This window comes from Sphingomonas sp. BL-S-25, assembly GCF_055521555.1.
Window position 1 is genome coordinate 1,230,728 of sequence record NZ_CM145486.1, and the last position, 21,863, is coordinate 1,252,590.

Consider the following 21,863-nt stretch of genomic DNA (forward strand, 5'->3'; position numbering starts at 1 on the left):
GCAAAGTCAATCCGACATCGCAACGGATCCGGAGTGAAACTAGGAGATCAGCCTGCCCGCGATGCCCCTGGCACCCATAGAACGTCCCCGGCCCCCTTTTGGTTCACCGCGCGGGCGGCGACGAACAGGAAATCCGACAATCGGTTCAAATAGATCAGTGCCTCGGCCCGCAACTCGGCATGCGCGCTGGCGCCAACCGCCGAACGCTCAGCACGGCGCGCGATGGCCCGCGCCAGATGCAGCGCTGCCGCGGCCGGCTCGCCTGCAGGCAGCACGAAACTGCGCAGCGGTTCGAGATCGGCGTTCAGCCGGTCGATCGCGGCTTCGAGCCATTCGCTCTGTGCCGGCGTGACGCGCAGCGCATAGCTCTGGTCGCCCTCAAGCGGCGTGGCGATATCGGCGCCGAGGTCGAACAGGTCGTTCTGGATCCGCGCCAGCATCGCATCGAGCGCGCCATCGGCGGTCAGATGCGCCCGCGCCACGCCGATCGCCGAGTTGGTCTCGTCGACATCGCCGATCGCCGCCATGCGCGGATCCGACTTGGCGATGCGCGAGCCATCGACCAGCCCGGTGGTGCCGTCGTCCCCAGTGCGCGTGTAGATCTTGTTGAGCTTTACCACGAAGGCGTGCGGATCACTTGCCCGCCTGGGCGATCAGCAGCAGCAGTGCGAGCAAGAGGATCGCCGCCGCCTGCAGGATGATGCGCTGCTGCATCAGCTTGTTCGATCGCTTGGCCCGCTCGCTCGGCCCCTGGTCGTCCCCCTCCAGTTCGGTGGTGGTCGTGCCGGCCATGTTCACCAGGCCGCGGATTAGGACGAAGCCCGTTGCGAGCATCGCGGCGAGCGCCAGCAGGGAGAGGAAAAGTGCCATGCCCCTATCTATGCCTTCGCCGGTGCGATTCCAACCGGAAGCTGACCCCGGCGCAAGCTTTCGGCAAGCGCCCGCCCGTCCTGCCCGGCCAGCCGCAACGCCTCCAGCGTCGGCGCGCCGTGGCGCTTGGCCAGACGGATGCCGTCGGGTCCGGTCAGCAGCTCGTGATGGCGATAGTCGGGGAGCGGCAGGTCGAGCAGCGCCTGGAGCAGCCGGTGGACATGGGTGGCGGTGAACAGGTCGCGCCCCCGCACGACATGGCTGATCCCCTGCGCCGCATCGTCGATCGTCACCGCCAGATGATAGGAGGCCGGCGCATCCTTTCGCGCCAGCACGACATCGCCGTGCGACAGCGGATCGGCAGTCACCCAGCCGGCGAAGTCGTCATGCCAGCGCAGATCTGCCGCGGCATCGTCCAGGCTGGCCAGCGCCGCTGCGGTATCGAGCCGCCAGCAATGCGGCTCGCGCGCCAGCCGGTCGGGATCGGCCGTCAGCGCGCGGCAGGTGCCGGGATAGAGCGCACCTTCGGGGCCATGCGGCGCGGTCAGGCTGGCGGCGATGTCGGCGCGGGTGCAGAAACAGGGATAGAGCAGCCCGGCGTCGCGCAGCCGGTCGAGCGCCGCCTCGTACAGCGCCAGCCGCTGCGACTGGAAGACCACCTCCCCGTCCCAGCCAAGGCCCAGCCAGTCGAGATCGGCGAGGATGGCCGCGACATGCTCCGGCCGGCTGCGGGTGCCGTCGATATCCTCGATCCGCAGCGTGAAGCGGCCGCCGCGTTCGCGGGCAAAGTCATGAGCCAGGATCGCCGACCAGGCATGGCCCATATGGAGCCGTCCCGTCGGGCTTGGCGCGAATCGGGTGTGGATAACCATCAAACCGGCCCTTGACCGCGAGTCGCGCCATATGCTGTCATGAGGGTGTCACGCTGCCGGGCGACTGGAGCGGGCGCAAACGAAGGGGACATGGCACTGACATGTATCATCCCGATCTGATCCGCCATCCGGACAGTTGTCCCGCGCTCGTGCTCAACGCCGATTATACGCCGTTGAGCTATTATCCGCTGAGCGTGTGGCCCTGGCAGACGGCGATAAAGGCGGTGTTCCTCGAACGAGTGGACATCGTCTCGCATTATGAACGCGAGATCCGAAGTCCCAGCGCGAGGCTGAAGCTGCCTTCGGTCATCGCGCTCAAACAATATGTCAAACCGTCCCAATTTCCTGCCTTCACCCGGTTCAACCTGTTCCTTCGCGACAAGTTCGCCTGCCAATATTGCGGCTCGCCGAAGGACCTGACCTTCGATCATGTCATCCCCCGCGCACAGGGTGGCCGCACCACCTGGGAAAATGTCGCGACGGCCTGCGCCCCCTGCAACCTCAAAAAGGGCGGCCGCACCCCGAAACAGGCGGCGATGCCGCTGATGATCCCGCCGATCCGACCGACCAACTGGCACCTCCAGGAACATGGCCGGCGCTTCCCGCCGCACCATCTGCACGAGACGTGGCACGACTGGTTGTATTGGGACGTGGAGCTGGAGGCTTAGGGACGGCCCCTGCCCTTCTTCCATGACTACCGAGTTATCGTTTCCTCCCCCGGATGCTGCGCATCCGGGGGAGGGGGACCATTCGCACAGCGAATGGTGGAGGGGGTCCACCACATCTGTTGCAGCCCCCTCCACCACGACGCTGCGCGTCGCGGTCCCCCTCCCCCGGAGCCGCAGGCTCCTGGGGAGGAGAGGGTTGGGCGTCTGCCTCCAACCCCGCTGGCACCGCATCGCAGGTCCGGCTAAGCATCCGCCATTGCGGCGGGAGTGATCATGAGCGGGTTTCAGGTGAATCGCAGGCAGGCGCTGGCCCTGTCGCTGGGGAGTGCGGCGGCGCTGGCGGTTCCGGGCTGGGCCTGGGCAGCGGCGGCGGAACTGGACGAGGCGGGCGTGGATGCGCTGGTGCGGCCGTTCATGGCTGCGTTCGAGACGCCCGGGATCGGCGTCGCGATCGTACGGCCGAACCTGCCGCCCTTTCTGAAGGGCTATGGCGTTCGCACGCTGGGCAAGGCCGGCGCGGTCGATACGCATACCCGGTTCGGCATCGCGTCCAATTCGAAGAGCTTCACCGCCGCGGCGCTGGCGATGCTGGTCGAGGAGAAGAAGATCGGCTGGGACGACCCGGTGGTGAAGCACCTTTCCGAGTTCCGCATGTACGATCCGGCGGTCACCCAGATGATGACCGTGCGCGACCTGCTGGTCCATCGCAGCGGCCTGCCGCTGGGCGCGGGCGACCTGCTCTATTTCCCGACATCGACGCACGTCCCGGCCGATGCGCTGAAGGCGCTGCCCTATCTGAAGCCCGCGCGCGGCTTTCGCGCCGGCTATGATTACGACAATATCCTCTACATCGTCGCCGGCGTCCTGATCGAGCGCGTATCGGGGATGTCCTGGCAGCAGTTTATCGCCACCCGGCTGCTGGCGCCGCTGGGAATGACCGATGCGGTGCCGACGCGCGCGCAGCTGAGCGGCGACAATGTCGCGGGCCGACACGCCCGGCTGGGTCCGCCGATCCGCGGCATGGGGGCGATGAAGGTCATCCAGCCCGACGAGGGACCGATGTTCGATGCCGCGGCCGGCATCAACGCCAGCGTGACCGACATCGCAAAATGGCTGCAGGTGCAGATGGCCGGCGGCCGCCTGCCCGAGGGCAAGGCGCTATGGAGCCCGGACCAGGCGCAGGAGATGTGGAAGCCGGAGACGATCGTCGCGTCGAGCGACGGGCCGACCGCGGAAAATCCCGCCCGTCCCGTCACCTCCACCTATGCGCTCGGCTGGTTCGTCCAGGATTATCGCGGCGTCCGGATGGTCTCGCATAGCGGCGGCCTGTCGGGCCAGGTGACGCAGACCGCGATGATCCCGTCGCGCGGGATCGGCGTGGCGGTGTTCAGCAACACCGAGGACGGCGTGTCGGGCGGCATCCGCAACGCCTTGCTCGACGCGCTGACCGGCGCGCCTGCCTTCGACTGGGTCGCAAGCTCGGTCAGCCGCACGAGGAAGGCGCAGGAATCGGCGCTGGCCGAAGTCTCGGGCGGGGTCGACACCGCGCCGCCGGGCGCGCCGTCCCTGCCGCTCAAGGCCTATGCCGGACGCTACAGCGATCCCTGGTATGGCGACGTCGTCATCACCGAAACCCGCGGCAAGCTGGCGATCCAGTTCGTGCCGACCGCGGTGTTCAAGAGCGCGCTGGAACCCTGGGGCGCCGACGCCTTCCGCACCCGCTTCCCGGCCGGCGCGGGCGAGGATGCGGTGCTGACCTTCGAGGTGAAGGACGGTGCGGTCACGCGGCTGACGATGAAGGCACTCTCGCCGCTGGCCGACTTCAGCTATGATTTCCACCATCTCGACTTCACGCCGGTGCGGTGAGCGGGATACGCCCTATCCCTAATGGTGCACGGGGCGGGATCGACTAGGAATTGCACCCAGCCGAGCAGCGTATTATATCGGCAACACAGTTATTCGAGCATCGATGCCCAACAACGACGATCATGACCGGCGATTTCCCCTGCGGCGCCCCGCACCGCCGATGGAGTCGCCGCGCGCTCGTCCCGCACCGACGCCCGCCCCGCCGCGCGACCTGTGGCAGCCGGCCGGCGGCGTGCCGAATGCGATGCCGGAACCTGCGCCGGCGCTCGGGCGCGGCCTGTCGATGCTGCAGGGCTGGCTGGGATCGCGACGCACTGCCCCGGCAGGCGGCGGCGGCGTCCCACCCGTCGATCCGCCAGGGCCGCCTCCGGTCTCGCCCCCGCCCCTTCCCGACGACGAGGCGGGCGACGCACCGTCGCCGCGCCGCCGGATCAACTGGTGGCGCTGGACGATGCGCGGGCTGGCCGCGTTCATCATCCTGTTCATCCTGACGGTCGCCTGGCTTGCCTTCACCGCGCCGCTGTCCAAGTCGCTCGAACCGCCGGCGCCGCCCTCGATCACGCTACTCGCCGCCGACGGCACGCCGATCGCGCGGCGCGGGGCGATCATCGGCGATCCGGTGGATGCGACCAAGCTGCCGGCGCATGTCGCCGACGCCTTCATCGCGATCGAGGATCGCCGCTTCGCCAGCCATTGGGGGATCGATCCGCGCGGCATCCTGCGCGCGCTGGTGCACAATATCAGCAGCGACGGCGGATCGCAGGGCGGCAGCACGATCACCCAGCAGCTCGCCAAGAACGCCTTCCTGACGTCGAAGCGGACCGCGGGGCGCAAGTTCCAGGAAGTGCTGATCGCCTTCTGGCTGGAGGCCTGGCTGAGCAAGGAGGAGATCCTCTCGCGCTATCTCAGCTATGTCTATTTCGGCGACAATGTGTACGGGCTGCGCGCCGCCGCGCGTCATTATTTCAGCTGCGATCCCGAGGAGCTGACCGTCAGCCAGGCGTCGATGCTGGCCGGTCTGGTCCAGGCGCCGTCGCGGCTTGCCCCCACCGGCAACCTGGCCGGCGCGCGCGCCCGGCAGAAGCTGGTCGTCGGCGCGATGGTCGATGCCGGCATGCTGACCAAGACCGAGGCCAGCCGGGTGCGTCCGGCGGTGCTCAAACCGTACAAGGTCAAGCAGCTGCCCAATGGCGGCTATTTCGCCGACTGGGTCCTGCCCCAGGCGCGTGACCGCGCCGGCGAGATCGCCACGCAGCAGACCGTCCGCACCACGCTGGAGACCAAGGCGCAGCGTGCCGCCGAGCGCGCGGTGAAGGCGGCGGGACTGAAGAAAACGCAGATCGCCCTGGTCGCGATGCGCCCCGACGGGCGGGTCGTCGCGATGGTCGGCGGTAACAGCTATTCGGGCAGCGCGTTCAACCGCGCGACCCAGGCGCGCCGCCAGCCGGGATCGACCTTCAAGCTGTTCGTCTATCTCGCCGCGCTTCGCGCCGGCATGACCCCGGACACGATGGTCGAGGATACGCCGCTGAAGATCGGCGACTGGTCCCCGGCGAACAGCGGCGGACGCTATTCGGGGACGATCACGCTGCAACAGGCCTTTGCCAAGTCGAGCAATGTCGCCGCGGTGCGCATCGCGCAGCGCGTGGGTATCCCCAATGTGATCAAGGCCGCGCGCGACCTGGGCATCTCGACCCCGATCGCCGACGAGGCATCGATCGCGCTGGGCACCTCGACCGTCTCGCTGCTCGAACTGACCTCCGCCTATGCCTCGGTCGCCGAGGGCAGCTATCCGGTGCGGCCGCGCGGCCTGGCCGCCGAGGACGAGGACCAGGACTGGCTGGGACGCACGCTGAGCGGGCCGCGCGACTATCCCGACCGGATGCTGGGCGACATGCGCCAGCTGCTGTCGTCGGTGGTGACGTCGGGCACGGGCCGCGGCGCCGCGCTGTCGATCCCGGCGTTCGGCAAGTCGGGCACGTCGCAGGATGGCCGCGACGCGCTGTTTATCGGCTATTCGGGCGGGCTGGTCGTCGGCGTGTGGATCGGCAATGACGACAATTCGCCGATCCCCGGCCTGTCGGGCGGCGGCACTCCGGCGCGCGTGTGGCGCGACTTCATGACCCGCACGCTCGACATCCCCGCCGCGGCTGCGCCCGAGCCGGTGGTCGAGGAAGAGGCAACCGACAACGGCACGATCCTGGACGATATTCTCGACGCGATCGACCGCGGCGAGATCGAGACCCAGGTCGCCCCCGACGGCCGCGACGTGCCGCCGCCGCTGCCGCCCGAGGACCGCCGCCGCGAGGATGCGATGCCGACCCCGCGGGGCAGCTTCGACGACCGCGGTCCGCGACGCTCGCAAGGCGACGACATGCGGCCCGACGACCGCTTCTGAACAGGCCACGCGACGCGCGGTTGACCTGGGACGGCGGCGGCAGCAAGGGCGCGTCATGCGCTTCTTCTCCGACAATGCCGCCCCCGTCTCCGCCCAGGTGCTCGAAGCGCTGACGCGGGTGAACCTGCTCGACACCGCCTATGACGGGGACCGGTGGAGCAAGGAGCTGGACGGGCGATTTTCCGACCTGTTCGGAACGCAGGTACGCGCCTTGTGGGTGCCGACCGGGACCGCAGCAAACAGCCTGGCGCTGGCGGCGCTCTGCCCTTCCTATGGCGGCATCGTCTGCCACCGCGACGCGCATATCCAGGTCGACGAGGCAGGCTCGCCGGTCTTCTACACCAATGGCGCGACGCTGCTTCTCGGCGAGGGCGACGGGGCGAAGCTGACCCCCGATGCGATCCGCACGGTGATCGATCCGATCCGCCCCGACGTGCACCAGATCCAGCCGCATGCGATCTCGATCACCAACGCGACCGAATATGGCCTGGCCTATACGCCGGACGAGGTCGCTGCGATCGGTGCGCTGGCGAAGGACCGCAAGCTCGGCTTCCACATGGACGGCGCGCGCTTTGCCAATGCCGTGGCCCATCTCGGCTGCGATCCGGCCGACGTTACGTGGCGCGCGGGCGTCGATGCGCTGAGCTTCGGCTTCGTCAAGAATGGCGGGATGAGCGCCGAAGCGCTGATCTTCTTCAAGCCCGAGCTGGCCGATGCGACCTTGGTGCGCCGCAAGCGCGCCGGGCTGCTGTTCTCCAAGGGCCGCTATCTCGCGGCGCAATTGCTGGCGATGCTCGACGACGACCTGTGGCTGGCCAATGCCCGCGCCGCCAATGACGGCGCGCAGCTGCTGGCGCAGGCGGCGGGCAATCGTCTGGTCCATCCGGTCGAGGCGAACGAAGTGTTCCTGAAGGTGTCGGCCGGGGAAGCCGCCAGCCTGCGTGCGCTTGGCTTCGACTTTTACGACTGGGGCGTGGGCGAAGCACGGCTGGTGATCTCGTGGAACCAGCGCGCCGAGGATATTCGGCCGCTGGCGGATGCGATCGCGGCCTTGCCATGACCGAAGCCCCGCCCCGCTCGTCGCGCCTGTCGGTGCTGATCCCCTTCGCGATCGTCACGCTGATCTGGGGAACGACGTGGATCGTGATCCGCGACCAGCTGGCGCATGTGCCGCCCAGCTGGTCGGTCAGCTATCGCTTTGCGCTGGCGGGCATCGTGATGCTCGGCTGGGCGAAGCTGCGCGGCGAGAGCGTCCTTCTCGGCGCGCGCGGCATGGCCTTTGCGCTGGCGCTGGGCGCGATGCAATTCGTGTTCAATTTCAACTTCGTCTACCGCGCGGAGCAGCACATCACCTCGGGCGTGGTGGCGATCGTGTTCGCGCTGCTGCTGGTACCCAATGCGATCCTGTCGCGCATCTTCCTGGGCCAGCGGATGGGCCGCCAGCTGCTGATCGGATCGGCGATCGCGATCGCCGGCGTGGCGCTACTGTTCCTGCGCGAGGCGCGGCTAAGCCCGGTCGGGCCGGCCGAGGCGCTCACCGGTATCGCGCTGGCGCTGGCGGGCGTGATGTCCGCCTCGACCGCCAATGTCATGCAGGCGAGCGAGACCGCCAAACGCTATCCGATGGCGGCGATGATCGGCTGGGCGATGCTGCTGGGGGCGGTGGTCGATGCAGGCTTCGCGCTGATCACCTCGGGCCCGCCGGTGTTCGACTGGCGGCCGAGCTATCTTGCCGGGCTGCTCTATCTGGCGGTGCTGGGGTCGGCGCTGAGCTTCAGCCTCTATTTCCGGCTGATCCGCGAGATCGGCCCGGCCAAGGCGGCCTATACCAGCGTGGTGATCCCGGTGGTCGCGATGTTCTTCTCGACGATCTTCGAGAATTATCGCTGGTCGCTGCTCGCGGTGGCCGGGGCGCTGCTGGTGCTGGTCGGGCTGGTTGTGGCGCTGAGGGCGCGCAGGCCCAACCGATAGTCGGGATAGCGCGGCCGCCAGTCGAGCACCCGCTTCGCCTTGCCGTTCGAGACGCGGCGGTTCTCGCGCCAGAAGCCCTGCGCCGCCGGGCTGAGCTCGGCCTGCTCGATCGGGACGAGCGGCGGCAACGGACGGCCGAGCAGCGCGCAGGCATAGCCGATCACCTCATGCTGCGGCGCGGGCAGGTCGTCGGCGAGGTTATAGGCACCGGCCGGCGCATCGAGCGCGGCGATGACGCCCGAGACGATGTCGTCGACATGGACGCGGCTGAACTTCTGTCCAGGCTTCACCACTCGCTGCGCCGGGATGCGGTCGAGCGGCGAGCGGCCGGGGCCGTAGATGCCGGGCAGGCGAAACACCCGCGCGCCGAGTGCCAGCCATTCCGCATCGGCGGCAGCGCGCGCGGTGCGCCGGCCGGTTCCGGTCGGCGCACTCTCGTCGACCCAGGCGCCCTGGACATCGCCATAGACGCCGGTCGAGGAGAGATAGCCAAGCCAGGCGCGGCTGGCGGCCAGCGTGTCGCGATAGGCGTCGAGGACGGGATCGGTCCCGCCCGGCGGGACGGAGGACAGGATATGGGTCGCGGCGGCAAGATCCGCCTCGCGCCCGGCGAAGCTGTCGCGGGTGGTGCCGGTGACGCGCCACCCATCAGAGCGCAGCGCGTCGGCGAGGCGGGTGACGGTGTAGCCGGTCAGGCCGAAGAGGAAGAAGGTGCCGGGCATGGTTGGGCTTCAACTCCGGGCGCTGATTACCAAACTTCTCCTCCCCAGGAGCCCGCGGCTCCGGGGGAGGGGGACCGCGATGCGTAGCATCGTGGTGGAGGGGGCTGCCACATCTGTTGCGGACCCCCTCCACCATGCTTCGCATGGTCCCCCTCCCCCGGATGCGCAGCATCCGGGGGAGGAAACGGCCTTGCCACCGTACGGCGTTCAATCACGCACCCCTTCTCCCCTCCCTGGAAGGGCCGGGGGTGGGTTGCTCTCGGCCGGGTGGAAGCTGGGGAAGGGACGCACCGTCGCGTTCCTGCCTTGGCCTACCCACCCCTGCCCCCTCCCTTCCAGGGAGGGGAACCGGTTGCGCCCCGCCCCTACTTCGCGCCGTAGCCGTCGAACAGGGTTCCGAAAAAGTCGCCCTTGTTCCAGCTCGGGCGCTTGTCGTCGTCCGCCAGCGCACGGGCGACGGCGTAGTTGATGCGCACGAAGCGGGCGGCCGAGGGCCAGTGGAACGGCAGGTCGATCTGGTCCGACGGCTTGTGATAATTTTCGTCGAGGAACTTCTTCTGCGCGACTGCGCCGTCGCCGCCGGGGCCGGTGTCGACCGACACCGCGGGGATGCCCGCCTTGACGAAGCTGTAATGGTCCGATCGGACGAAGAACATTTCCTCGGGCGTGGGATCGGGAACGACCGCGAGCCCTTCGGCTGCAGCCGCCTTGGCGACTGCCGGGCCGATGCTCGAGCGTTCGCCGCCCTGCACCACCAGGTCCTTCACGTCATAGGTCATGATCGGCATATCGAGGTTGATGTCGGCGACCAGGCTGTCCTTGGGCACGGTCGGATAATGGACGAAATAGTCCGACCCGATCAGCCCCTTTTCCTCGGCGGTCAGGGCGATGAACAACAGGCTGCGACGCGGCGCCTTGCCCGATGCCTGGAAGCTGCGCGCGACCTGGAGGATCGAGGCGATGCCCAGCGCATTGTCCATCGCGCCGTTATAGATGCGGTCGCCATTGACCGCCTCGCCCACGCCGACATGGTCGAGATGGGCCGACAGCACGACATATTGCGACTTGAGCGTCGGATCCGACCCTTCGAGCACGCCGATCACGTTGCGGCTGGCCACGGTCCGGACATTGGTCTTGGTCACCACCGCGGCGGTTCCGATCAGATTGCCGGTCGGCATCCGCCCGCCCGTGGTCTCGGCGGCGAGCACCTCGGCGAACTTGATCTTCGATCCGGCGAACAGCTTCTCGGCGCCCGCCTGGCTGACATAGGCGGCAACCGGCGCGCCGGGAGCGGTGTCGTGCGCCTTGCCGTCGGGGCCGGCCCAGGTCGTGCGCTGATATTCCCAATAGGGAACGATCGCCTCGAACGGGAAATTCTTCCGGTTCTCGCCGGATTCCAGGATCAGCACGGCGCGAGCGCCGCGTGCCTGGGCGATGCGCGCCTTCTGATCGTCGTCGCTGAGATGCGCGGTGACTTCGGTGGGCAGCCCCTTGGGCACGCCCGGCATCATCACGACGATCTTTCCCTTCACGTCGAGCCCGCGATAATCGTCGCGCTTGCCCTCCGGATAGACGATGCCCCAGCCGACAAAGACCATGTCGCCGGTCACGCTGAATTCGGGCGAGCTGGGCACTGGCGAGGGCAGATAATCCTTGCCGTGCACCAGCGGCTCGACTGCGGCGCCGCGGGTCAGGGTGAAGCTGCCCTTGCCGGTCGGATTGAACGAGGCGAGGCTGACCGGCTGGAACCAGCTGCCATTCGCACCACCCGGCTTCAGGCCAGCGGCCAGCATCTGTGCTGCGGCATATTCCGCCGCCACGTCGAAGTCGCGGGTTCCCGCCTCGCGCCCGCGCATCGCATCCGATGCCAGGAACTGGACATGCGCCTTGATCGCCGCCTGATCGGGCGGAAGCGTCTGTGCCGCCGCGATCGGCGCGACGAGCAGCAGCGGCAGGGCAATCAGGGTACGCAGCATCGGGCGCCTTTCGCGACACACGGACGGCGGTGAAAAGCCGCCGCCCGCGCTGGGTTTCAAGCTCGTGGGAAACGAGGCGCGATCACTTCGCGCCGGGACCCCCGAAAAGCGTACCGAAGAAGTCGCCCTTGTTCCAGACCGGCCGCTGATCGGCATCGGCGATCTCGCGCGCGATCGCATAGTTCACGTCGATGAAGCGCACGCCCGATTCCCAATCGATCGCCGGATCCTGGACGATCTCGTCCGAGGGCTGGTGATAGTTGGTCGCCAGGAACTTCTCGACGGCTTCCTTGCCCGGGCCCGCCGTGCCCGGCCACAGGAAGACCGAGGGAATGCCCTGCTGGACGAAGCGATAATGGTCGGAGCGGACGAACAGCCCCTCGTCCGGCATCGGATCGGGCGAGATGGTGACGTTGATCCCCTTTGCCGCGCGATCGACGATCGGGCCGAGGGTCGAGCGCGGCGCGCCGAACACGATCACGTCGCTGAACTTGTAGGTGATGATCGGCATGTCGAGATTGACGTTGGCGACCAGCCGGTCCTTCGGGACGGTCGGGTTCTGGGCGAAATAGTCCGAACCGACCAGGCCCTTTTCCTCGGCGGTGACCGCCAGGAACATGACCGTGCGGCGCGGCGCCTTGCCCGACGCCTTGAAGCGCTTGGCATCCTCGATCAGCGAGGCGATGCCGACGGCATTGTCCATTGCGCCATTATAGATCGTGTCGCCCTTCGCATTCGGACGGCCGACGCCGACATGGTCGAGATGCGCGGTCAGCACGACGACTTCGCTGCCGATTGTCGGATCGCTGCCCGGGATGATGCCGGCGACATTGTAGCTGACCACCGGCTTGGTCTCGGTCTTCAGCGTGACGCTGAGCGTGCCGGGCAGCAGCTCCGCCTTGTACTTGGGGTTCTCGCCCTCGGCGAGCTTCGCCACCTTTGCCCAGGGGGTGCGGGCGCCGGCAAATAGCTTCTCGGCGGCGGCCATGCTGATGCTGCCGAGCTGCGGCGTGCCGGGCGCGGCGAAGAAGCCGGTGCCGTCGGGGCGCTGCCACGTCATGCGGACGCGGTCATAGCCGGCGGCGCCGGCGGAGAAGGGCCGCGCCTTCGCGGCGGCAGGCGATTCGATGGTGATGAAGCCGATCGCGCCGTGCTGCTTCGCGATCACCGCCTTGGTCGAGGCGCTGCCCAGATGCGCACGTTCTTCCCCCGGAAGGTTCGACGGCGCACCGCCAAAGAAGGCGACGATCTTGCCCTTCACGTTGACGCCGCGATAATCGTCGCGTCCCAGCGCCGGCGCGGTGATGCCATAGCCGACGAACACCACCTGCCCGCTCACCTGCGTTTCAGCCTGGGTCGGATCCGCGGTCGGCAGATAGTCCTTGCCGAACTCCAGCGCGGTCGGCGCGGCGCCCTTGCCCTTCGGGGTCAGGGTGAAGCTGCCCTTGTCGGCCGGCTTGAACGCGATCAGCGGCACGCGCTGAAGATAGCTGCCCTCGTCGCCGGCCGGGCGCAGGCCGGCGGCATAGAATTGCGATGCGACATATTGCGCGGCGATGTCATATTCGGGGCTGCCGGCGTCGCGCCCGCGCAACTGATCCGAGGCGAGGAACATGACATGCGCCTTCATCGCCGCCTGATCGGCGGGAAGCTCTGCGTTGATATAGCTGTTCTTCTCGGCTGCGGTCGGCGCGGGCGCCGCGGCGGCGGACTGGGGCGCGACCTGCTGCGCCGATGCGGGAAGAGCGAGCGCGACGAGCGTCAGCGGGGCGGCAAAGCGAAGGATCATCGAATTCCTCGAAAGACTTAAGCGTGGCGCAGCGGTAGCACGCGTCCCGGCACGCGCAAGCACGGGGTCGCGAAAGCTGCGCGCGCGGGAGCAGGATTGGGCTAGCGGCGTTATGCGCCCGCCCTATATGCAAGGACATCATGGCAGACATTCACAGTGCAGCCGAGGCGCCCCGGATCACGCGGCGCGAGGATTATCGCGAGCCCGACTGGCGCATTCCGGAGATCGAGCTGGACTTCCAGCTCGATCCCGCGGCGACGCGGGTAAAGGCGAAGCTGTGGGTGCAGCGGAACGGCACGCATGAGCGGCCGCTGGTGCTCGACGGCGACGGCCTGGCCGCGCTGAGCGTGCGCGTCGACGGTGCCGCGGTGCCGATCGAGATGGACGGGGCGAACCTGGTCGTGGCGCTGTCCGGCAGCGTACATCTGGTCGAGACCGAGGTCGAGATCGCGCCCGAGCGCAACACGCAGCTCCAGGGGCTCTATGCCTCGAACGGCATGCTGTGCACCCAATGCGAGGCCGAGGGTTTCCGGCGGATCACCTTCTTCCCCGACCGACCCGACGTGCTGAGCCGGTACAAGGTCCGGATGACCGCGGACAAGGCGCGCTTCCCGGTGCTGCTGTCGAACGGCGATCCGGTCGGCTCGGGCGAACTGGACGACGGACGCCACTGGGCCGAGTGGCACGACCCCTTCCCCAAGCCGAGCTATCTGTTCGCGCTCGTCGCGGGCGACCTAGTCGCCAACCGCTCGACCTTCACGACGACGAACGGGCGCGAGGTCCAGCTGGGCATCTGGGTCCGCGCGGGCGACCTGGAGCGGACGCACCATGCGCTGCGCGCGCTCGAAACGTCGATGCGCTGGGATGAGCAGGTCTATGGCCGCGAATACGACCTGGACGTGTTCAACATCGTCGCAGTCGACGACTTCAATTTCGGGGCGATGGAGAACAAGGGGCTGAACGTCTTCAACAGCCGCTACATCCTCGCCGACCCCGACATCGCCACCGATTATGATTACGACGCGATCGCCGCGGTGGTGGCGCATGAATATTTCCACAACTGGTCGGGCAACCGGATCACCTGCCGCGACTGGTTCCAGCTGAGCCTGAAAGAAGGCTTCACGGTCTTTCGCGACCAGGAATTCTCGGCCGACCAGGGATCGCGTGCGGTCAAGCGGATCGAGGATGTACGCGGCCTGCGCGCCAGCCAGTTCCCCGAGGATGCCGGGCCGCTGGCGCACCCGGTACGCCCCGACAGCTATATCGAGATCTCGAACTTCTACACCGCCACCATCTACAACAAGGGCGCCGAGGTCATCCGGATGATGGCCACGATCCTAGGCCCGGAGAAATTCCGCGCCGCGACCGACCTGTATTTCGAGCGGTTCGACGGCACCGCCGCGACGTGCGAGGATTTCGTGCGCTGCATGGAGGAAGCCGGCGGGACCGACCTGACGCAGTTCCGCCGCTGGTACAGCCAGGCGGGCACGCCACGCGTCACCGCCAGCCTGAAGCAGGAGGGCGGCCGCGCCCGGCTGACGCTCAGCCAGACGGTGCCGCCGACGCCGGGCCAGCCCGACAAGCAGCCGATGGTGCTGCCGCTGAAGCTGCGGCTGTTCGGATCGGTAACCGGCCGGCCGCTGTGCGACGAACAGCTGATCCAGCTGCGCGACCCGACCGCGGAGATCGTGTTTGAATCGATCCCCGAGCCGCCGGTGCTCTCGATCAACCGGGGCTTCTCCGCCCCGGTAATCGTCGACACCAACCGTAGCGCGCGCGATCTGGCGTTCCTGTCGGCGCATGACGACGATCCCTTTGCCCGGTACGAGGCGATGCAGCAGCTCATGCTCGACACGCTGGTCGCGTCGGTCACCAGCGGGCGGCCCGATCACAGCGCGGTGATCGATGCGGTGCGCAACACGCTGACTGACCCGGCGCTCGACCCGGCCTTCGTCGCCGAAGCCGTGCTGCTGCCTTCAGACAGCTTTATCGGCGACCAGATGCCGGTGGTCGATCCCGACGCGATCTTCGCCGCACGCGAGGCGCTGCGCCGCGATCTCGGTCGCGAGCATGAGGCGCTGTGGCGCTCGGCCCATGAGGCGGTGCGCAGCAATCGGTTCGAATATTCACCCGCGGGCAAGGGCGCGCGGCGGATCAAGAACGTGTCGCTCGGCTATATCGCCGCCAGCGGCGCGAGCGATGCCGCCGACCTTGCGCTGGCGCAGTTCGAGGCGTCGGACAACATGACCGACCGACAGGGCGCGCTGGGCGTACTGGTCAGCTCGACCGCGGCGGAGCAGCGCGCAACCGCGATCGACGCATTCTACAGCCGCTATGCCGACAATGCGCTGGTGCTGGACAAATGGTTCCAGACCCAGGCGCTGTCGAGCCGCGACGATACCGCGCAGGCGGTCGAGGCGCTGGCGGCGCATCCCGCATTCACGCTGGCCAATCCGAACCGCGCCCGGTCGCTGATCGGTGCGTTCGGGGTGAACCAGCGCGCATTCCACGACGTGTCGGGCCGCGGCTATCGCTTCCTGGCCGACCAGCTGCTGGCGCTCGACAAGCTCAACCCGCAGACCGCGGCGAAGCTGCTGCCGCCGCTCGGCCGGTGGAAGCGGTTCGATGCCGGCCGCGCCGCGAAGATGCGTGCCGAGCTGGAACGGATCGTCGCCACGCCCGGCTTGTCGAAGGACATGTTCGAACAGGCGTCGAAGAGCCTCGACTAAGCTGTCGACAGTGCGGGGCGGAGCCAAGCGCGCCGCCCCGCGTTTCTCCGCCGTGACCCTGCGACGGATTCCCGCATGATCAAGCTGCTGGCGGCGACGACGCGCGATCGCGCGCGGCTGAGCGAAATCCTGGGCGTGGCGACGCGCTTCGGTCTAGGCTGGCTGCTCGGCCGGATCGGGATCGGATCGGCGAGCGATGTCGATCAGGATGCCGCAACCCTGCCCCGCCGGACGCGCGAGGCGCTGGAGGCGCTGGGCCCGACCTTCGTGAAGATGGGCCAGATCCTGGCGACGCGCGGCGACCTGATCGGTCCCGAATGGACCAGCGAGCTCGACCAGCTGCACAGCGATGCGCCCCGCCTGCCGTTCGAGGCGATCCGCGAGGCGGTCGAGACGGCGCTCGGCGAACCGCCCGAAACTGCGTTTGCGAGCTTCGACCCTGAACCGCTGGCCGCCGCATCGATGGCGCAGGTCCACCGCGCGACGCTGCGCGACGGACGCGAGGTGGTGCTCAAGATCCGCCGCCCCGGCATCCGGCCGCAGATGGAGGCGGACCTGCGACTGCTGGCCGGGCTGGCAGAGGCGATCGAGGCCTCGAATGCTGAGGCTCGGCGGTTCCAGCCGCTGGCGATGGCGCGCCAGCTTGCCCGAGCGCTGCTCGAGGAACTCGACTTCACCCATGAGGGGCGCAACGCCGATCGCCTGCGCGAGGATCTGGCGCGCAATCCCGATGTCGTCGTTCCGGTGATCCACTGGCAATGGTCGTCCGAGACATTGCTGGTGATGGACCATGTCGCCGGGGTGAAGCCCGATTCGACCGAGCGGCTGGTCGAGGCGGGCATCGATCCGCAGGCGATCGCCGATCTGGGCGCCGACCTGGTGCTGGAAATGGTGATGATCAACGGGCGCTTCCACGGCGATCCGCATCCCGGCAATCTGCTCTGCCTGCCGGGCAACCGGCTGGCATTGCTCGATCTCGGCTCGGTCGGCCAGGTCAGCGCACGGCGGCGCGACGAGTTCGTCGGATTTCTCCAGTCGCTCCAGTCGGGCGATCCGGGCGCGCTGGCCGACACGCTGGCGGTGTGGTCGGCGGATGCAGATGTCCCGCGCAGCCGGATCGAGCGCGCGGCGGGCGAGGTCGTCGCGCGGCACGGACAGGGACCGCTGGTACTGTCGAAGCTGGTGCCGGATTTCCTGCGGCTGATGCGCGAGGATGGGCTGGTGATGCCGCCCGACCTGCTGCTGATGTTCAAGGCGTTGATGACGATGGACGGCGTGCTGACGCGGATCGCACCGGGTTTCGACCTGTCGGCGGCGATGCGCCGCGCCCAGGGGCGGATCCTCGCCGACCGGCTGTCGCCCGAACGCTGGGCGGCCACCGCCCAGGCGCTGGTGTGGGAACTGAGCCGGATCGGCAACGGCGCGCCGCGGCTGATCCAGGCGGCGGTCCGCCGGCTGGAGGCCGAGCCGGTGGCCCAGGCGAGCAGCGGCGCGGCGATCCTGACCGCCGGCCGCTGGATCGCCTGGTCGATCCTTGGCGGCGGCGGCCTGATCGCCGCCGCACTGATCATCAGCTAGGCGTCACGCGCTCATCAGGTTGCGGCCGCGCATCACCGTCGCGCGGTGGCCGATCGTCGCCTTGAGCGAACGCTGGGTGATGGTGTCGACGAATACCCAGTCATTGGTCACCCGGTCGGGCGTCAACGTCGTCGCCATATAGCCGCGCCGGCTGGTATCGCACCATTTGAGCTCGGGATTGTGCCGCACCATCGCCGCGGCGACGGTCTTCGGATCGGTGCCGATGCCGCTTTCATAGCCGGGCGAGGTGACCGCATGGCCGGCAAACTCGACCCCCGTCGCCTTGCCGTCCTGCGCGAGGTCATAGGCCCAGGCATTATGGCTGTCGCCCGAGATCACGATCAGGTTGGCGTTGGCCGCCTGTGCCGATTTCAGGAACCGCTCGCGCGCCGCGGGGAAGCCACCCCAATTGTCCATGTCGCTGGGCAGGCCCGCCTTGCCCGCGGTCACACCGGCCATGACATAGGCGCGGGTGCGCGCATCCGAATCGGGTTTCAGCCAGTCCAGCGCCTCAGCCGGCGCGAGCGTGTTGCCCATGATCGTGCCGAACCCGGCCATCTGCCAGCGCTGGCCGCGGCGAACGGAGTCCGCGAGCGCATGGCCGAGCCACGCCTCCTGCTCGCTGCCCAGCATCGAGACGCTGGGATCGCGATAGGCACCGTCGCGAAATGCGGCGAGCGCCTTCGCCGGATCGGGGTCCCTCAGGAACTTGCCCAGCGAGCGTTCGGGCGTGCGACCGAGCAACCGGCTCTCGGTCCGGAACAAAGTGAGGAGCGTGCCGATATCATAGGTGCCGAACGGCCGGTCGGAGACGGGCATCCACTCGCGCCAGGCCTGGAGCGCGGCGCCGCGACGAACCGACCAGTCGCCCTCATTGGGCTGGTGGTTCTGGGCGCCGCCCTCCCAGCTGTTATTGGCCGATTCGTGATCGTCCATCTGCGCCAGCATCGGCTTGGCGGCGTGAAGGGCCTGCAGATCGGGATCGGCGCGGTAGCTGGCATAACGCAGGCGATAATCGGCCAGCGTCAGCGTCTCGTTGTCCGGCTGGGGATAGCGACCATCGACCGGGCCGCCGGCCGGGGCGTAGCCGGTCCTGGAGTATTCGTAGAAATAGTCGCCCAGATGGATGGCCAGATCGATGTCGTCGCGCGCGGCGGCATGACCATAGGCGTTGAAATAGCCGAAGGGCAGGTTCGAGCAGGAGAAGATCGCGATGCCGAAGCGCCGCACATTCCCTTCGGGCAGCGTCCTGGTCTGGCCGACCGGCGACCGCGTCCCGTCGGGTGCGATGAAGCGATAATAATAGCGCGTGCCGGGCTTCAGCCCCTGCACGACCGGCTTGACCGTCCAGTCACGCCACGGCCCGGTCTCCACTTCCGCGCCCGCGACGATCCGCGCGAAATCGGCCTTTTCGGAAATCTCGGCGCGGATGCGGACCAGGTCGCTGCCCGTCGCGACATAGCGGGTCCAGAGCAGCATCATATCGGTGCCGGGCTCGCCGCTGGCGACATTATGCGTGAAGCCCGTCAGGTCGGCGACGGTGCCGGCGCGGGCAAGTCCGGGAATGGACAGGGCGCCCAGGCCCAGGCTGCCGGTAAGGACGAAGGAACGGCGATCGATCGAGACGGTCATGAGCTGAGGTGCTCCCTTTCATCGACCGCTGTGCGCCCGTCCCGTGTCGAGTTCGTGACAGCGGCGCCCAGTCAGGCTAAGGGCCCTGATGGGGGCTCGGATTCAAACGAGCTAGAGGGAATATCGAATGATCGCAGCGTCGCCGACCATCGTGTCGCGCGCCTATGGCGCAGTGCCGCGTTGGGCCACGCTCCTCTTCGTCGCGGTGCTCGCGCGGATGGTGACGTTCGGCAATCCGATCGTCCATGTCGACGAGGATTTCTATTTCACGACGGCGACTCGCTGGCTCGAAGGGGCGCTGCCCTATGTCGATGTCTGGGACCGCAAGCCCGTCGGCCTGTTCCTGATCTACCTGCCCGCCGCCGCGCTTGGGGTGCCTCTGGGCATCTATGCCTATCAGTTGATGGCGCTGGCCAGCGTCGTGATGACCGCACTGCTGATCGCGCGGATCGCCGACCGCGCCGGCTGGCAGGCGGGGGCGACCACCGGCGCCGCGCTCTACATCCTGTTCCTGAACTTCGCCGACGGCCAGGGTGGCCAGTCGCCGATCTTCTACAATCTGCTGGTCATCGCCGCATTCGCGCTGGTGCTGCCACGAGTCGAGGACCGGCTCGACGATCCGCGCCGCCTGGCGCGCGCCGCCGGCGCGATGCTGCTGTTCGGCCTGGCGATGCAGGTCAAATATTCGGCCGTGTTCGAGGGCGCGTTCCTCGGCCTCTGGCTATTGTGGCGCGAGCATCGGCTGGGTGCATCGCCGGCGCGGATCGCCCGGACCGCGTGTCCGTTGGTCCTGATCGCGAGCGTGCCGACCTTTGTCGCATGGGCAAGCTTCGCGGCGATCGGCCATGGTGACGACTTCATCTACGCCAATTTTGGCTCGATCCTCGATCGTCGCAGCGACCTCTGGTACCTGCTGCTGCTCAATTTCCTGAAATGCGCGCTGATCCTCGCGCCGCTGCTGTGGCTGGCGAGCCGGACGTGGAAGATTCCAGTCGGTCCGGCGCCCGCCGGGGCGATCCGCGACCTCGCCTTTGGCTGGCTTGCCGCCTCGCTGTTCGGCTTTCTCGTCTTCGGGTCCTGGTTCAACCACTATACCCTGCCGGTCATGGTGCCGGCGGCGATCTGCGCCAGCGGCTTCATCGGCAGCGACGGGCTCGGGCGGCGCCTGGCATTGCCGCTGCTGATCGGATCGCTGGCGGTGGGCCAGATCCTCATCATCAGCTCGATCCTGATCCGCGGCACCGATCGCCAGATCGAGGCATTTGCGCAGGCAATCGGCCATGGACCCGGCTGCCTCTACCTCTATTCGGGCAATTCCGCGCTCTACACTTATACCGAGCGCTGTGCGGTCACGCGCTGGACCTTCCCGAGCCATCTGACCCGCAATCGCGAGGAGGGCGCTGTCGGTGTCGACCAGGCGCAGGAGATCGATCGGATTTTCACGAAGCGGCCCGAGTTCGTGGTGATGCGGCCGCCCTACCCCGGCGAACGTCCCGAAATCCGCGCGCGCGCCCTCGCCCATCTGAAGCAGGATTATCGCCGGCGGGGCGAATGGCCGGTCGGCAACCTGATGGTCGACCTCTACGAGGCGAAGGAAACCGCGGCGCGCTGATCGCCGCCGGCGCGGCGCGCGTCGAGCAGGGTCTGGTAATAGTCCATCAGCGCGATCGCATGGTCGCGGTCGGTGCGCACCTGCCCGGCGGCATGGACGCTCGCCGCGCGCAGGATCGCGGGTTCGCGGCGGAACAGTCGGTGGATCGCCTCCGCCGCCGATCGTGCATCGCGCGCACGATAGGTTTCGGCGAATTCGGGCTCGGCGATCTCGGCGCACCCGCCCTCGTCGGGGACGATCAGCGGCAGGCCCGACGCGACCGCTTCCGACGCGACCAGCCCGAACGGCTCGGCATCGGAGCCATGGATCAGCGCATCGCAGCTCGCCATGATCCGCGCCAGCCGTTCGCGGTCATAGACCGGCCGGAACATGCGGATATGCGGACTGCCCGCGACCCGTGCCTCGAGCCGGCCGCGATCCATGCCGTCGCCCAGCATGATCAGCCCCACCGGCATGTCGGCGCCCGCCGCCTCGACCGCGTCGATCACCAGCGACCAGCGCTTTTCCCGGTGGTGGCGCCCCATGCCGAGCAGCAGATGCCCCTCGGGCGGCAGACCGATCTGGGCGAGAATCGAGGCGCGCAGCTTCTCGTCGCGAAGATGGGGCGAGAAATAGCCGCGCTCGATCCCCAGCGGCATCGAGGCATGCACCGTCAGGCCGCGCCGGGCATAGCGCTTGGCGAGCGCCGGCCCGTTGGTGACGAACACGTCGTACAGCTTCAGGAAGCGCGCCATGTAGCGCGTATACCAGCCAAAGGCGCGCTCGACCTGTTCGGTAGTGGCAACGCCGTCCAGCCAGCGCTGCGGATAGGCGCCGATATTGTCGTTATGCGCGAAGCAGACCTTCAGCGCGTCGCCCTGCCACTTGCCGACGGTCCAAGCCGGCCGGCTGGGCGCAGCATTCTCGACCACATCCGGTTTCAGCTCGTCGAGCAGTCGCCAGATCGGCTCATCATGGACGAAGATCGAGTAATTGCGATCGACGATCAGCGGCGGCGACTTCACCCAGTAGATGCGGCCGCCGCCCGGTCGTTCCTCGACCCAGTCCCTCGGCCCCGGCGCGATGACGATCAGCTCATGACCCAGATCGGCCATGATTCCCATCTTGCGGTCGAGATAGGTGCGCACGCCTCCGCCGGTCGGGGAATAATATTCGTTGACGTCGACCACCCGCATGACGG

16 protein-coding genes are annotated in these 21,863 nt (G+C 68.0%); 8 read left to right on the top strand and 8 right to left on the bottom strand.

The window, feature by feature from the left end; translation table 11 throughout:
* Positions 1-47 precede the first annotated feature (47 nt).
* From ACZ1H8_RS06130 to gluQRS, 3 genes are read right to left on the bottom strand one after another with little or no spacing between them, the layout of a single operon-like run.
* Positions 48-620, bottom strand: coding sequence for a cob(I)yrinic acid a,c-diamide adenosyltransferase (locus ACZ1H8_RS06130; protein WP_465180467.1), 573 nt, complete (start codon positions 618-620; stop codon positions 48-50).
* Between the two features lie 13 nt (positions 621-633).
* Positions 634-870, bottom strand: coding sequence for a twin transmembrane helix small protein (locus ACZ1H8_RS06135; RefSeq protein ID WP_110149293.1), 237 nt, complete (start codon positions 868-870; stop codon positions 634-636).
* Positions 871-878: 8 nt separating this feature from the next.
* Positions 879-1,742, bottom strand: a complete 864-nt coding sequence (gene gluQRS / locus ACZ1H8_RS06140) for a tRNA glutamyl-Q(34) synthetase GluQRS (protein WP_465180468.1) — start codon at positions 1,740-1,742, stop codon at positions 879-881.
* 101 nt (positions 1,743-1,843) lie between these two features.
* On the opposite strand from gluQRS, the gene ACZ1H8_RS06145 reads away from it, so the two are divergent.
* The 5 genes from ACZ1H8_RS06145 (at position 1,844) to ACZ1H8_RS06165 (ending at position 8,645) form a co-directional block, all read left to right on the top strand.
* A complete protein-coding gene (locus tag ACZ1H8_RS06145) occupies positions 1,844-2,410 on the top strand; it encodes an HNH endonuclease (protein ID WP_465180469.1) in 567 nt (188 codons plus the stop codon).
* A gap of 273 nt (positions 2,411-2,683) precedes the next feature.
* A complete protein-coding gene (locus ACZ1H8_RS06150; RefSeq protein ID WP_465180470.1) occupies positions 2,684-4,276 on the top strand; it encodes a serine hydrolase in 1,593 nt (530 codons plus the stop codon).
* A 283-nt stretch (positions 4,277-4,559) separates the two neighbouring features.
* Positions 4,560-6,674: a transglycosylase domain-containing protein gene (locus ACZ1H8_RS06155; protein ID WP_465181349.1), complete on the top strand. Its 2,115-nt coding sequence runs from the start codon at positions 4,560-4,562 to the stop codon at positions 6,672-6,674.
* A gap of 55 nt (positions 6,675-6,729) precedes the next feature.
* Positions 6,730-7,734, top strand: coding sequence for a threonine aldolase family protein (locus ACZ1H8_RS06160; RefSeq protein WP_465180471.1), 1,005 nt, complete (start codon positions 6,730-6,732; stop codon positions 7,732-7,734).
* Complete coding sequence (locus ACZ1H8_RS06165) at positions 7,731-8,645, top strand: DMT family transporter (RefSeq protein WP_465180472.1); 915 nt, start codon at positions 7,731-7,733, stop codon at positions 8,643-8,645. Before ACZ1H8_RS06160 ends, ACZ1H8_RS06165 begins: the two co-directional genes overlap by 4 nt.
* Here ACZ1H8_RS06165 and ACZ1H8_RS06170 read toward each other — a convergent pair.
* The 3 genes from ACZ1H8_RS06170 to ACZ1H8_RS06180 all read right to left on the bottom strand — a co-directional run bounded on the left by ACZ1H8_RS06170 (position 8,555) and on the right by ACZ1H8_RS06180 (position 13,132).
* Entirely contained in the window at positions 8,555-9,367 is an 813-nt protein-coding gene (locus ACZ1H8_RS06170; RefSeq protein WP_465180473.1) for a Rossmann-fold NAD(P)-binding domain-containing protein, read from the bottom strand. The genes ACZ1H8_RS06165 and ACZ1H8_RS06170 overlap by 91 nt on opposite strands.
* 365 nt (positions 9,368-9,732) lie before the next feature.
* Entirely contained in the window at positions 9,733-11,343 is a 1,611-nt protein-coding gene (locus tag ACZ1H8_RS06175; protein WP_465180474.1) for a M28 family metallopeptidase, read from the bottom strand.
* Between the two features lie 82 nt (positions 11,344-11,425).
* Positions 11,426-13,132 carry a M28 family metallopeptidase gene (locus ACZ1H8_RS06180; RefSeq protein WP_465180475.1) on the bottom strand — a complete coding sequence of 569 codons (1,707 nt, stop codon included), beginning with the start codon at positions 13,130-13,132 and terminating at the stop codon, positions 11,426-11,428.
* 140 nt (positions 13,133-13,272) lie between these two features.
* On the opposite strand from ACZ1H8_RS06180, the gene pepN reads away from it, so the two are divergent.
* Together pepN and ACZ1H8_RS06190 are read left to right on the top strand one after the other, a co-directional pair.
* The gene (gene pepN / locus ACZ1H8_RS06185; RefSeq protein ID WP_465180476.1) at positions 13,273-15,861 is read left to right on the top strand and encodes an aminopeptidase N; all 2,589 of its coding nucleotides are present in this window, start codon (positions 13,273-13,275) and stop codon (positions 15,859-15,861) included.
* Between the two features lie 75 nt (positions 15,862-15,936).
* Positions 15,937-17,439 carry an ABC1 kinase family protein gene (locus ACZ1H8_RS06190; protein ID WP_465180477.1) on the top strand — a complete coding sequence of 501 codons (1,503 nt, stop codon included), beginning with the start codon at positions 15,937-15,939 and terminating at the stop codon, positions 17,437-17,439.
* 3 nt (positions 17,440-17,442) lie between these two features.
* Here ACZ1H8_RS06190 and ACZ1H8_RS06195 read toward each other — a convergent pair whose 3' ends face one another.
* A complete protein-coding gene (locus tag ACZ1H8_RS06195) occupies positions 17,443-19,071 on the bottom strand; it encodes an alkaline phosphatase D family protein (RefSeq protein WP_465180478.1) in 1,629 nt (542 codons plus the stop codon).
* 127 nt (positions 19,072-19,198) lie between these two features.
* Here ACZ1H8_RS06195 and ACZ1H8_RS06200 point away from each other — a divergent pair, with 127 nt between their 5' ends.
* Positions 19,199-20,683, top strand: a complete 1,485-nt coding sequence (locus ACZ1H8_RS06200; protein WP_465180479.1) for a hypothetical protein — start codon at positions 19,199-19,201, stop codon at positions 20,681-20,683.
* Here ACZ1H8_RS06200 and ACZ1H8_RS06205 read toward each other — a convergent pair.
* Positions 20,653-21,858, bottom strand: a complete 1,206-nt coding sequence (locus tag ACZ1H8_RS06205) for a glycosyltransferase (protein ID WP_465180480.1) — start codon at positions 21,856-21,858, stop codon at positions 20,653-20,655. The two genes, ACZ1H8_RS06200 and ACZ1H8_RS06205, sit on opposite strands and share 31 nt — an antisense overlap.
* Between the last annotated feature and the right edge of the window lie 5 nt (positions 21,859-21,863).